The organism is Streptomyces sp. NPDC048424 (assembly GCF_040651555.1).
GTDB lineage: Bacteria > Actinomycetota > Actinomycetes > Streptomycetales > Streptomycetaceae > Streptomyces.
In genome coordinates, this window is sequence record NZ_JBEZKE010000033.1 from 1 (window position 1) to 12,944 (window position 12,944).

9 protein-coding genes and 1 pseudogene are annotated in these 12,944 nt (G+C 71.2%); 2 read left to right on the forward strand and 8 right to left on the reverse strand.

Annotated features, from left to right (window positions below):
- The 8 genes and pseudogenes from AB0D29_RS32100 to AB0D29_RS32135 form a co-directional block, all read right to left on the reverse strand.
- Positions 1–251 (reverse strand): annotated as a pseudogene (locus AB0D29_RS32100) (hypothetical protein); the annotation flags it as partial.
- Positions 252–259: 8 nt separating this feature from the next.
- On the reverse strand, positions 260–712 hold the full coding sequence (locus AB0D29_RS32105; RefSeq protein ID WP_362859048.1) for a hypothetical protein: 453 nt from the start codon (positions 710–712) through the stop codon (positions 260–262).
- Positions 713–874: 162 nt separating this feature from the next.
- A complete protein-coding gene (locus tag AB0D29_RS32110) occupies positions 875–1,594 on the reverse strand; it encodes a PspA/IM30 family protein (protein WP_362859050.1) in 720 nt (239 codons plus the stop codon).
- Positions 1,595–1,641: 47 nt separating this feature from the next.
- Positions 1,642–3,705, reverse strand: a complete 2,064-nt coding sequence (locus AB0D29_RS32115; protein ID WP_362859134.1) for a TPM domain-containing protein — start codon at positions 3,703–3,705, stop codon at positions 1,642–1,644.
- 170 nt (positions 3,706–3,875) lie between these two features.
- Complete coding sequence (locus tag AB0D29_RS32120) at positions 3,876–4,646, reverse strand: succinate dehydrogenase/fumarate reductase iron-sulfur subunit (protein WP_362859051.1); 771 nt, start codon at positions 4,644–4,646, stop codon at positions 3,876–3,878.
- A complete protein-coding gene (locus AB0D29_RS32125; protein ID WP_362859053.1) occupies positions 4,643–6,544 on the reverse strand; it encodes a fumarate reductase/succinate dehydrogenase flavoprotein subunit in 1,902 nt (633 codons plus the stop codon). The genes AB0D29_RS32120 and AB0D29_RS32125 overlap by 4 nt, the downstream gene beginning before the upstream one ends.
- A gap of 1 nt (position 6,545) precedes the next feature.
- Positions 6,546–7,370 carry a hypothetical protein gene (locus AB0D29_RS32130; RefSeq protein WP_362859054.1) on the reverse strand — a complete coding sequence of 275 codons (825 nt, stop codon included), beginning with the start codon at positions 7,368–7,370 and terminating at the stop codon, positions 6,546–6,548.
- Between the two features lie 103 nt (positions 7,371–7,473).
- Positions 7,474–7,704, reverse strand: coding sequence for a hypothetical protein (locus tag AB0D29_RS32135; RefSeq protein ID WP_362859055.1), 231 nt, complete (start codon positions 7,702–7,704; stop codon positions 7,474–7,476).
- Between the two features lie 348 nt (positions 7,705–8,052).
- Here AB0D29_RS32135 and AB0D29_RS32140 point away from each other — a divergent pair, with 348 nt between their 5' ends.
- Positions 8,053–10,395: an ABC transporter substrate-binding protein gene (locus AB0D29_RS32140; protein ID WP_362859057.1), complete on the forward strand. Its 2,343-nt coding sequence runs from the start codon at positions 8,053–8,055 to the stop codon at positions 10,393–10,395.
- Positions 10,396–10,741: 346 nt separating this feature from the next.
- Complete coding sequence (gene typA / locus AB0D29_RS32145) at positions 10,742–12,646, forward strand: translational GTPase TypA (protein ID WP_362859058.1); 1,905 nt, start codon at positions 10,742–10,744, stop codon at positions 12,644–12,646.
- Positions 12,647–12,944 lie beyond the last annotated feature (298 nt).

The window sequence follows — 12,944 nt, forward strand, 5'->3', positions numbered from 1 at the left end:
GCGAGCGCGTTCAGGGACGTCGCGGCAAGACCGCACTCGACCTGCGTGTAGTGGAAGTTCTGCGCGAGGCCCCGCAACTGGACCAGGGCCTCCTCCACGGCCTTCCCGGCGAGACCGGCACGCAGCCGGGCGGTGATCTGGCCCTCCGCGCTGCCGTAGGCGTGGTCGGCCATGGCACTGACCGACTGGTAGCCGTCGGCGGCCTCCGTGAACTCCGACGGCTTCAGAGCCCTCAGGGTCGCGTAATCCATGTCCGCGCTCACCGGCCCCCGTCGTTGCCGCCGGTGGCGGGCGTGTCCTTGTACGTGTCGTTCATGCGGGCGAAGTCACCGCGTAGGGTCTCGTCGTTGGAGACCTGGCCCTTGCCCGCCGAGATCATCGGCCCCTGCAACCTCGTGCACTTGCCGACCAGAGAATCGAGGTACGTCTTCCACGACGTGTACAGCTCACCCTGCGCGGCGGCGCTCTCCACGCCCGTGACGGCCGCGCCCTTCTGGCCGGTCTCGAACTCGGTCAGCGCCTTCTTGACGGCCGTCACCAGCTCGCCGACGTCCTCGCTGCCCTTCTTCCAGACCGCCAGGTCGGACTTGAGGTCCTCACCACCCCCGCCACCACCACCGTCGGGTGCGGCGCTCGCCAGCCGCATCTGCGCGCCGGACGGCGTGCCTTGTTTGAGCCCTGCCCACTCCGCGTCGAAGGACGTCATGCTCACCCGAGCCCCCGTTAACACTCTGCGAATGCAATGATCGGGTGATCCTAATACTTCGACAGCGCTGCACCTCTCGCCCGGTGTTGCCTCGCCGCACCAACCGGCCCCCCTGTAGCGGACCGTAGCGTTCTGCAACGCCGTGAAGGGGTCCCCCCGCGGCGACGGTCAGGCGGCCCGACCCTGCTTGAGGGCGGCGAGCCTGGCCTCGATCTCCGAGGACTTGCCGAGGTCCTCCAGGTACTCGAACTGGGCGTCCAGCGACGACGCGGCCAGCTCCTGCTTGCCCAGCGCCATGGCCTCCTCCCGCCGGACCTTCTCCTCGAAGCGGTTCAGGTCGCTCGTCGGGTCCATGACGTCGATGTTCTTCACCGCGTCCATCATCGTGTTCTGCGCCTGGGCCGTCCTGGCGCGGGCCACGAGCTCGTCCCGCTTGGACTGGAGCTCGACCAGCTTGCTCTTCATCGAGTCCAGCCCCGACTTGAGCTTGTCGACGACCTCCGTCTGGGCGGCGATCGTCGGCTCCGCCGTCCTCGCCTCCTTCTCCGACTGCATCTGCCGGCCCAGCGCCACCTTCGCGAGGTTGTCGAACTTGTCGGCGTCCGCCGTCGCCCCCGACGCCCGCAGCTCGTCCCCCTTCCTGCTCGCCGCGAGGGCCTTGGAACCCCACTCGGAGGCCGCCTCCACGTCCTCCTTGTGGTCCGCCTCCAGCATCCGCAGGTTCCCGATCGTCGTCGCGACGGCCTGCTCCGCCTCCGAGATGTTGTTCGTGTAGTCGCGGATCAGCTGGTCCAGCATCTTCTGCGGGTCCTCCGCCTGGTCCAGCAGCGCGTTGATGTTGGCCTTGGCGAGCTGGGTGACGCGGCCGAGGATGGTCTGCTTGCTCATGACTCGTCTCTCCTGGTGAGGGATGGGCTCTCCGTTGCCGTGCACGTTCAGAAGCGGCCGCCACCGCCCATGCGGCCGCGGGTTCCGCCGCCGCCGAAGGAGCCGGGGCCGCTGCCGCCGCCCCCGCCGAAACCGCCGCCGAAGCCCCCGCCACCGCCGCGGCCGAAGCCCCCGCCGCCCAGCCCGCCCCGCAGGATCTCGCCGAGGATGATCCCGCCGAGCACGGCGCCGCCCTGACCGCCGCCGCGCCGGCCCCCGTACGGGTCCTGGTACGCCCGTACGTCCTGCTCCGCCAGCTGCTGCGCCTGCCGCGCCAGCGCGTCCGCCCGCTGCGCCTCCGCCAGCGCGCCCGACGGGTCGCCCGCCGCCAGAGAGCCCGCCCGCTCCAGGTGCCGGCCCGCCTCCGCCAGCCGGGTGCGGGCCTGGCTGCCGACCGCGCCCCGGCTGGTCGTGACGTAGTCCGTCGCCGCGCCGATCGCGCTGCGCGCGGAGAGCATGGCCTGGTCGAGCAGGGCCACCGCCCGCTGCCGGCCCGACTCCCGCTCCCGCGCCCCGGACAGCGCCTCGTCGAGGGCCGCGTCGGCCTCCTCGATCCGGCGCAGGGCGTCGATCGGGTCGTACCGGCCGGCCGCCTCCTCCTGCCGTACGTCGGCCAGTACGGCCTCCGCCCGGCCGATCCGCCCGCTCAGGTCCGCCGTCGAGGTGCCCTCCGCGGTCCCGGTCAGCAGCCCGCGGGCGTCCGCCAGGTCGGTCTCCGTCTCGGTCAGCGCACCCGGCAGCTTCCCGGCCGCCTCCGCCAGCTCCTGCGCCCGCCGCTCGACCGCGTCCAGCAGGGTCGCCGCCTGGTCCACGGCGCCCTCGGCGGCCCGTACGTGCACGGCCGCCGTACCCTTCTCGCCGCCGTCGAGGGCCGCGTGCGCCAGCCCCAGATTGGTCGCCGTGAACAGCAGCCGGTCCCTGGCCTGTTCGGGATGGGAGGCGACGGGCGCGGAAGCGGAGTCCGCGTACCGCCGCGTCAGCGCGGTCAGGGTCGCCTCGGCGGTGCCGGCGCGCCCGGTCAGCTCCAGATAGCGCTCCTCCACGGTCGCCAGCGCCTGCGGGGCGTTCTTCTCCAGGTCCCGCAGCCGGTCGAAGTCCGCCGACTCGGCGTCGAGCCGCCGGTTCGCCTCGGTACAGCGGGCGACGATCTCGTCCAGCATCCGGCGCCGGGTCGCGTCGTCCTCCGGGTAGGCGTCGTCGAGCTGCTGGCGCAGCCGGAAGGCGTGGGTCAGCTCGCCCTTGGCGTACTCCACGGCCTCGGTGAAGGGGCCGACCGCCTCCTCGCCGAACTGCGCGGAGGCGAAACCCAGTTCCTCCGTGCTGGTGCGGACGGCGTCGTCGGTCTGCACCAGCAGGGTCTTGGCCCTGCCGTCCAGTTCCGGCAGCGGAAGCCGGTCCGGCGCGCCCTCGGGCCAGCCCGGCCCGGTGGTCGTACCGCGGCCGCCCGCGGCGGCGTCCTTGCGCTTGCGGCGGGAGTACGCGTACGCCGCGAGCGCCCCGGCCGCGCCGACCGCGACCACCGGGAGCACGAAGTCCCCGGCCCCGCTCTCGCCGCTCGCCCCGCCACCCGGATCGGCCGGGCCGGGGGTGATCGTGGGCACGGGCACGGGCTGCCCGCCGAGCACCGCGTCGTAGCCGTTCGCCGCCCCGATCGCGGCGCCCGCCCAGTCGTTCTGCCGCAGCGGCGGCTCGATGGCGTCCCGGGCCACGGCCGCGAGCTTGTCTTCGGTGAAACCGGAGTCGACGGCGGCCGAATAGGCGTACTGGCGGGCCCCCGTCGCCACCGCCAGCAGGATGTCGTTCTGGCCGAGCCCGTTCTTCTCGGCGGTGGCGTCGGCCCAGCTCTGGGCGGAGCGCCCGGAGAAATCGTCCACGTACGCCACGAAGAGCTGGACCCGCCGGTCGGCGTACAGCTTGTCGAGCGCGTCCTTGACGGCGGCCTGCCGGCCCTCCAGCGCCCCGACCCGGTCGGTGATCTGCCCCTGCCGGGACAGCGTGACGGGGTCCTCGGCCCGTGCGGGCGGCGCCCCGGCAACACCCCAGCCGCCGAGCGCCAGCAGTGCGGCGGCCAGGGCGAGCCCGGCCCGTACGCGTACCTGGCTCTTCGGCTCGCTTCTCGGCGGGGTCACATTTGGGAGGGTATGAGCCGTTTCCCGTGCCCGCATCCGGAGCAACGGGTGGTGCGCCCGCCCGGGCCGGGGCCCTCCCGGAGAGGGTCCCGGCCCCGGCCTCGCGCGCCCCGTCAGCCCTGTCGACGGCCGATCTTGTTGCCCAGCCACACCAGCGGGTCGTACTTGCGGTCCACCGCCCGCTCCTTCAGCGGGATCAGCGCATTGTCGGTGATCTTGATGCCCTCGGGGCAGACCTCCGTACAGCACTTGGTGATGTTGCAGTAGCCCAGCCCGTGCTCCTCCTGGGCGGTGCGCTTGCGGTCCAGGCCCGCCTCCGACGCCGCGTCCAGGGGGTGCATGTCCAGCTCCGCGACCCGCATCAGGAAACGCGGACCGGCGAAGGCGCCCTTGTTCTCCTCGTGGTCACGCACCACGTGACAGGTGTCCTGGCACAGGAAGCACTCGATGCACTTGCGGAACTCCTGCGAGCGCTCCACGTCCATCTGCTGCATCCGGTACGCGCCCGGCGCCACCCCCTCCGGCGGCACGAAGGCCGGCACCTCCCGCGCCTTCGCGTAGTTGAAGGACACGTCCGTCACCAGGTCGCGGACGACGGGGAAGGCGCGCAGCGGGGTGACCGTGATCGTCTCGGACCGCTCGAAGGTGGACATCCGCGTCATGCACATCAGCCGCGGCCGGCCGTTGACCTCCGCACTGCACGAGCCGCACTTGCCCGCCTTGCAGTTCCAGCGCACCGCGAGGTCCGAGGCCTGGGTGGCCTGGAGCCGGTGGACGATGTCCAGGACCACCTCCCCGTCGTGCACCTCGACCGTGAAGTCCCGCAGTTCCCCGCCCTCCGCGTCGCCCCGCCAGATCCGGAAGCTCGCGTCGTACGTACTCATTCGTAGAGCTCCTCTTCGGCGAGGTACTTGACCAGCTCTTCCTTCTCGAAGAGCGCGAGCAGGTCGGGGCGGATGGGCTCGGTGCGGGTGCGTTCGAGGACGATCCGGTCGGCCGCCGGGTCCGCCGGGGGCGGGTCGACGGGGCGGCACAGCAGGTTCACCGGACGCCAGCCGCGCTCCATCGACGGACAGTCCTCGCGGGTGTGCCCGCCGCGGCTCTCGGTGCGCTCCAGGGCGGCGCGCGCCACGCACTCGCTGACCAGCAGCATGTTCCGCAGGTCCAGGGACAGGTGCCAGCCCGGGTTGAACTGCCGGTGCCCCTCGACCCCGGCCCGGGCGGCCCGTACGCGCAGGGTCGCGAGCCTCTCCAGGGCCTCGGCCATCTCGCCCTCGCGCCGGATGATGCCGACGAGGTCGTTCATGGTCGTCTGGAGCTCCTGGTGGAGGGTGTACGGGTTCTCCGCGCCCTCGGCCGCGTGGAACGGGGCCAGCGCCTCCGCGGCCGCCGCGTCGATCTCCGCCTGGGAGACCGCGGGGCGCGCACCGGCGGCCGCGGCGTGCTCCGCCGCGTGCAGTCCGGCCCGCCGCCCGAAGACCAGCAGGTCGGACAGGGAGTTCCCGCCGAGCCGGTTCGAGCCGTGCATCCCGCCCGCGACCTCGCCCGCGGCGAACAGCCCCGGCACCCCGACGGTGGCCGCGGTCTCGGAGTCGACCGCGATGCCGCCCATCACGTAGTGGCAGGTCGGGCCCACCTCCATCGGCTCCGCGGTGATGTCCACGTCCGCCAGTTCCTTGAACTGGTGGTACATCGACGGGAGTCGCCGCTTGATCTTCTCGGCGGGCATCCGGGTGGACACGTCGAGGAAGACCCCGCCGTGCGGGGAGCCGCGGCCGGCCTTCACCTCCGAGTTGATGGCCCGGGCCACCTCGTCGCGCGGCAGCAGCTCGGGCGGGCGCCGGTTGTGGTCCGGGTCCTCGTACCAGCGGTCGCCCTCCGCCTCCGACTCGGCGTACTTCTCCTTGAAGACGTCGGGGACGTAGTCGAACATGAACCGCTTGCCCTCGGAGTTGCGCAGCACCCCGCCGTCGCCGCGCACCGACTCCGTGACGAGGATGCCCTTCACCGACGGGGGCCAGACCATGCCGGTCGGGTGGAACTGCACGAACTCCATGTTCAGCAGGGGCGCGCCCGCGAGCAGGGCCAGCGCGTGGCCGTCGCCGGTGTACTCCCACGAATTCGACGTGGTCTTGAAGGACTTGCCGATCCCGCCGGTGGCCAGCACCACGGCCGGGGCCTCCAGGACGAAGAAGCGGCCGGACTCGCGCTCGTAGCAGAAGGTCCCCGAGACCTTCCGCCCCTCCTTCAGGACCCTGGTGACCGTGCACTCCTGGAAGACCTTGAGCCGGGCCTCGTAGTCCCCGTACTCCTTGAAGTCCTCCTGCTGGAGCGCGACGATCTTCTGCTGGAGGGTGCGGATCAGCTCCAGGCCGGTGCGGTCGCCCACGTGCGCGAGGCGCGGGTACTCGTGGCCGCCGAAATTGCGCTGGGAGATCTTCCCGTCGGGCGTCCGGTCGAAGAGCGCGCCCCAGGTCTCCAGCTCCCAGACCCGGTCCGGGGCCTCCTTCGCGTGGAGTTCCGCCATCCGCCACTGATTGAGGAACTTGCCCCCGCGCATGGTGTCGCGGAAGTGCACCTGCCAGTTGTCGCCCTCGTTGACGTTGCCCATGGAGGCGGCGATCCCGCCCTCCGCCATCACCGTGTGGGCCTTGCCGAAGAGGGACTTGCAGATCACGGCCGTACGGGCCCCGCGCTCGCGCGCCTCGATCGCGGCCCGCAACCCGGCGCCGCCCGCGCCGACCACGACCACGTCCCACTGCTGCCGTTCCACTTGGGCCATGTCAAAAGATCCTCGGGTCGGTGAAGGCGCCGCTGGCCAGCAGGTAGACGTAGAAGTCGCACAGGGCCACGCTGATCAGGGAGGCCCACGCCAGCTGCATGTGACGGGTGTTGAGCCGGCTGACCCAGCCCCAGAGCCGGTAGCGGACCGGGTGCTTCGAGAAGTGCTTGAGGCGGCCGCCCATGATGTGGCGGCAGGAGTGGCAGGACAGCGTGTAGGCCCAGATCAGCGTGATGTTGACCAGGAACAGCAGGGTCCCGAGGCCCATGTGGCCCCACGCGTAGTGCTCGTCGCGGAAGGTCAGCACGGTGTCGTACGTGAGGATGCCCGCGACCGGGACCGCCGCGTAGAAGAAGTACCGGTGGGCGTTCTGGAGGATCAGCGGGAAGCGGGTCTCGCCGGTGTACTTCGTGTGCGGTTCGGCGACGGCGCAGGCGGGCGGCGAGGCCCAGAAGCCGCGGTAGTAGGCCTTGCGGTAGTAGTAGCAGGTCAGCCGGAACCCGAGCGGGAAGATCAGGATCAGCAGGGCGGGGGACAGGCCCCACCAGCTGCCGAAGACCTCCCAGTTGGGGCCGCCCTTCATCGGGACGCAGTTCTCCGCGAGGCACGGGGAGTAGAAGGGCGAGACGTACGGGGCCGCGTAGTAGTCGGCGTTCGCGAAGGCCCGCCAGGTCGAGTAGGCGATGAAGGCGAGCAGCCCGGCCGCGGTGACGGCGGGGGAGACCCACCACCGGTCGGTCCGCAGGTGCCGGGCAGCGATCGCGGCCCGGGAGGCGTCGTGGACGCCGCCGGGCCGCTGTCGGGGTGGTTGTGTTCCTGTGGCCAAAGAGGACTCCGGGAGGAGTGATGAGGGGTGGCCCCAGGGGGCCCGGCCGCGAGCGGCCGGGCCGGATGGGGTGTGCGGGAGGTCGTGGGGTCGCGTACGCCGCTCAGGGCGCGCGACGGTCGCGGGCGCCGAGGCCCTCGTCGTCCGAGTCGGTCCACAACGAGCTGTCGTACGGCGTGTCCGGGACCGTCACCATCCGGGACGGTTCCGGCGACGACGCCGGCGTCGAGCTCCCGGGCTTGCGCCGCCCGGCCTGCTGCTCCAGCTGCTCGACCTTGCGCGTGAGCTCGTCGAGGTTTCGGCGTACGGCACTCAGATCGTCTTGCAGGGACATGATTTGCCCTCACTTCCGCCGAGGTGCGGTGGCAACGCTCATGTGCGCCTGCGAGTGTCGCGCTTCCCGTCCCCCGTTGTGAAGGGACGTGCAGCGATTGCGGGCGCGCAGGCGTGAACTGTGCGCCCCTCCCTGCCCCTCATTGTCATCCCTCTTCCGGGGGAACGCCCCTTTGGAGCGCAAGCCGGATTGGTCCGCACGGGTGGGGTTCGCGGCGTGGCGAGAGGCGGGTGCGAAGGGTGCGGCGGACCGTCGATTTCAGTGGGATCCGGCAACCGGTGTGATCAGCTCCATATACCGCCGAACGTGATCATGCTTCCCCCACGCCCCGCCCCGGAGGTACCACCCATGTCCCAGCGAAGGCGCAGGTCCTTGGCGCTCCTGACCTCGGGAGTCCTCGCACTGCCGCTCCTCACGGGCTGCGGCGCGGGTGAAGACGAGGGCGGCCCTGTCGCCGCCGGGCAGGACATCGCCACGACCGCCCGCGAGAAGGTCGCGGACGGGGGTGTGCTGCGCTGGGCCGTGGACACCCTGCCGGACACCCTGAACACCTTCCAGGCCGATGCGGACGCCACCACCACCCGCATCGCCGGGGCCGTGCTGCCGCAGCTGTTCGTGCTGGACGCCAAGGGGCGGCCCGTGGCCAATCCCGACTACCTGGAGAAGGCCGAGGTCGTCGAGCGGGAGCCCAAGCAGGTCGTCCTTTACAAGCTGAACCAGCAGGCGGTGTGGAGCGACGGACGCGAGATCGGCGCCGCCGATTTCGTGGCGCAGTGGCGGGCCCTGAACGGCAAGGACTCGGCGTACTGGACGGCGCGCAACGCCGGCTACGAGCGGATCGAGAAGATCGAGAAGGGCAAGACCGACCTGGAGGTCAGGGTCACCTTCGCCAAGCCGTACGCCGACTGGCGCTCGCTCTTCAGCCCGCTCTACCCCAAGCAGGTCACGGGCACCCCGGACGCCTTCAACGAGGGCGCCCGCGGCGCTCTGAAGGTCACCGCGGGGCCCTTCGCCCTGGGGGCGATCGACAAGAAGACGGGTACGGCGGCCCTCACCCGCAATCCGCGCTGGTGGGGCCGGCAGGCCAAGCTGGACACGCTGGTCCTGACGGCGGTGCCGCGGGCCGAGCGCGCCGCGGCGCTGGCGGCCGGGAAGCTGGATCTGGCCGAGATCGACCGCAACGGCGCCGACCGGATCGCCCTGGCCCGCCGGGACGCGGCCGGCAAGGACGCCACCGGCAAGGGCGGCGCGGGCTCGGGCGGCGCCCCGGCCCACGGTCCGGGAGCCGCGATGACCCCGGCCCAGGCCACGCTGTCGTGGGCGGTCGCCTTCGGGACGGACGAGGACAAGGCCACGGAGGAGAAGGAGACCCGCGACAAGCACGTGGCGGCGGTGAAACGGTACGCCGACGAGCAGACGGCCCTGCGGAACTTCACCGTCCGCAAGTCGCTGGAGCCGTCCTACACGCAGCTCGCGATGAACGGGTCCACGGGCCCGCTGGCGGACGAGCGGGTGCGCCGGGCGGTGGCCCGGGCGCTGGACCGCAAGGCGCTCGCCGAGCTCGTGCTGAAGCCGCTCGGCCTGCCCGCGAAGCCCGTCGGCAGCCACGTGGCGCTGGCCGGGCAGCGGGCGTACGCCGACAACAGCGACGCACTCGGCGGTCAGGACATGCAGGCGGCCCAGGCCCTCCTCGCGGACGCGGGCTGGCGCCGGGGCGGCAAGATCACCGAGCCGGCGGGAGCCAAGGCCGGCCCGGAGAGCGCGCCGCAGGACGACGGGAAGACCCCCTCGGGCCCGGGCACCGGAAACGACGGCCTCTACATCGTGGGCCAGGACGACGAGGCCAACAAAGACCCGCGCTCGGCCGCCGGGCAGCGCCCCCAGGGCCGCCCGGCGGGCTCCGTCGAGCGGCCCCTCGCCGCGGCCCCGGGCGGTGCGCAGGACGGGCCCTCCCCGGTCCTGGCCCCCGCCCCCTTCGGCGCCCAGCAGGAGGTCTCCCTCCTCGCCCAGGCCGCCCGGGTGGCGGTCGTCGACGACGGCAAGCGCAGCGCGGCCCGCGACGGTGACGCGGCCGATCCCGCCAAGGCCTCTCCGGCCCCGGCCAAGCAGGCCACCCGCACCTCCGGCGCCATGCTCGCCAAGGACGGCAAGGCGCTCACCCTGCGCTTCGTCCTCCCGGCCGGACCCGGCTCGGAGTCCCTGCGCGCGGTCGGCGAGCGGATCGCCCAGATGCTGCGGAAGGTCGGGGTGAACACCGAGACGACCAAGGTGGCCGACGAGAGCTTCTTCAAGGACCACATCGCCTCGGGCCAGTACGACCTGGCCCTCTACTCCTGGCCCGCGACCGCCTACCCGGCCACCGACGCCCGGCCCATCTTCGCCAAGCCGGAGCCGGCCGCGGACGGCTCGCTCCTCGTCGAACAGAACTACACCCGGGTCGGCACCGACCACATCGACCAGCTCTTCGACCAGGCGGTCGGCGAGCTGAACGAGGAGCAGTCCCGCGAGCTGATCCGCAAGGCGGACGCCCGGATCTGGGCCGCCGCCGGCTCCATCCCGCTCTACCAGCGCCCGGAGCTGGTGGCCGTCAAGCCGGGCCTGGCCAACGCCGGCGCCTTCGGCCTCGGCACCCCCCGCTACCAGGACATCGGCTGGAAGAAGCCGCCGACCGCCAAGGACAAGAAGAAGTAGCGTGGGCGAAGAAGTGATGACAAAGGGGTGCCTGTCAGGTTGACCCCCGGGTAGCAAGCTCAGATGTGACTCAAGTCCCTTGCCCGCCGGATCCCCGGCGGGCAAGGTCGTGCCATACCCATTGACCCGGCCGTTGACCCGCATGATTACCGGCACGATGGGCGGTCCGGGCACCCCACGCAGCACTCGGCCGCGCTCATTCGTCCGGCCTCTTGACAGCCCCCCGGCAGGCGGTTCCCGCCACGCGACGTACCATGGGGTAAGGCCGTGGCAGGTTTTCGCCCGGCCGAGGCGCGCGTGCCAGGCCGTACGCGACGCCATCCACGATCCCGGGAGAAGCGCCGAAGTGCCCACGCGCCACGACATCCGTAACGTCGCCATCGTCGCCCACGTCGACCATGGCAAGACGACCATCGTCGATGCCATGCTCAAGCAGGCCGGTGCCTTCGCCGCCCACCAGCACCTCGACGACCGCATGATGGACTCGAACGACCTGGAGCGTGAGAAGGGCATCACGATCCTCGCCAAGAACACGGCGGTGAAGTATCACCCCAAGGACGGCGGGGCCCCGATCACGATCAACATCATCGACACCCCCGGCCACGCCGACTTCGGTGGTGAGGTCGAGCGCGGTCTGTCGATGGTGGACGCGGTCGTCCTGCTGGTGGACGCCTCGGAGGGTCCGCTGCCCCAGACCCGCTTCGTCCTGCGCAAGGCCCTGCAGGCGAAGATGCCGGTCATCCTCTGCATCAACAAGACCGACCGTCCGGACTCCCGGATCGACGAGGTCGTCAACGAGACGTACGACCTCTTCCTCGACCTGGACGCGGACGAGGACCAGATCGAGTTCCCGATCGTCTACGCCTGCGGCCGTGACGGCGTCGCCTCGCTGACCAAGCCGGAGGACGGCACCGTCCCCGCGGACAGCGACAACCTGGAGCCGTTCTTCTCCACCATCCTGGAGCACGTCCCGGCCCCGGTGTACGACGAGGAGGCCCCCCTCCAGGCGCACGTCACCAACCTGGACGCCGACAACTTCCTCGGCCGCATCGCGCTGCTCCGCGTCGAGCAGGGCGAGCTGCGCAAGGGCCAGACCGTCGCGTGGATCAAGCGTGACGGCACGATGTCCAACGTCCGCATCACCGAGCTGATGATGACCGAGGCGCTCACCCGCAAGCCGGCCGAGGTGGCGGGCCCGGGTGACATCTGCGCGGTCGCCGGTATCCCCGACATCATGATCGGCGAGACCCTGGCCGACCCGGAGAACCCGATCGCGCTCCCGCTGATCTCGGTCGACGAGCCGGCGATCTCCATGACCATCGGTACGAACACCTCCCCGATGGTCGGCCGCGGCGGCAGCGGCAAGGGCGCGGACGCCAAGTCCGCGGTCAAGGACCGCAAGGTCACCGCCCGCCAGGTCAAGGACCGTCTGGACCGCGAGCTGATCGGTAACGTCTCGCTCCGCGTCCTCGACACCGAGCGCCCGGACGCCTGGGAGGTCCAGGGCCGCGGTGAGCTCGCGCTCGCCATCCTGGTCGAGCAGATGCGCCGCGAGGGCTTCGAGCTGACCATCGGCAAGCCGCAGGTGGTCACGCAGGAGGTCGACGGCAAGGTCCACGAGCCGGTCGAGCGCATGACGATCGACGTGCCCGAGGAGCACATGGGCGCGGTCACGCAGCTCATGGGCGTCCGCAAGGGCCGCATGGACAACATGTCGAACCACGGTTCCGGCTGGGTCCGCATGGAGTTCGTCGTCCCGTCGCGCGGTCTCATCGGCTTCCGTACCGAGTTCCTGACCGGTACGCGCGGCACCGGCATCGCCCACTCGATCCACGAGGGCCACGAGCCGTGGTTCGGCCCGCTGGTGACCCGTAACAACGGTTCGCTGGTCGCCGACCGCGCCGGTTCGGTCACGCCGTTCGCGATGATCAACCTGCAGGAGCGCGGCGTCCTGTTCACCGACCCCGGCACCGAGGTGTACGAGGGCATGATCGTCGGCGAGAACTCGCGCTCCGACGACATGGACGTGAACATCACCAAGGAGAAGAAGCTCACCAACATGCGTGCGGCTTCCGCGGACAACACGGAGAACGTGATTCCGCCCCGCAAGCTCTCCCTGGAGCAGTCCCTGGAGTTCTGCCGCGACGACGAGTGCGTCGAGGTGACCCCGGAGGCCGTCCGCATCCGCAAGGTCGTGCTGGACCAGAAGGACCGCTCGCGCACCGCGTCGCGCGCCAAGTCGGCCAAGTAGGAGTAAAGACCTTACGCAGCAGGGCCGTTGCGTCGCCCGTCCTGTGGTTTGCTCGGGCGGGCGGTCGCGGCGGACGCTGCGGGTCGCAGCACTCTGAAATGCAGCAGCCCCTCCTGTCACGGAGTCCGTGACGGGAGGGGCTGTTCGCTTTTGTCAAGCGGATTTTGGCGTTCTGGTGTCCGCATACCGACCGTGACACTCCGGAAGATGAGCTAACCGTCCGTTTCGCACGTGTCTGTCTCCTATCCGTTTGTCCGGATTTCGGGTTTCTGCCGCGGATCGATGTTGTGAAAACGAG

Coding starts and splice junctions, on each gene's coding strand:
- AB0D29_RS32135 (WP_362859055.1), bottom strand. CDS start 7,704: ATGTCCCTGCAAGACGATCTGAGTGCCGTACGCCGAAACCTCGACGAG.
- AB0D29_RS32125 (WP_362859053.1), bottom strand. CDS start 6,544: ATGGCCCAAGTGGAACGGCAGCAGTGGGACGTGGTCGTGGTCGGCGCG.
- AB0D29_RS32110 (WP_362859050.1), bottom strand. CDS start 1,594: ATGAGCAAGCAGACCATCCTCGGCCGCGTCACCCAGCTCGCCAAGGCC.
- AB0D29_RS32120 (WP_362859051.1), bottom strand. CDS start 4,646: ATGAGTACGTACGACGCGAGCTTCCGGATCTGGCGGGGCGACGCGGAG.
- AB0D29_RS32140 (WP_362859057.1), top strand. CDS start 8,053: ATGTCCCAGCGAAGGCGCAGGTCCTTGGCGCTCCTGACCTCGGGAGTC.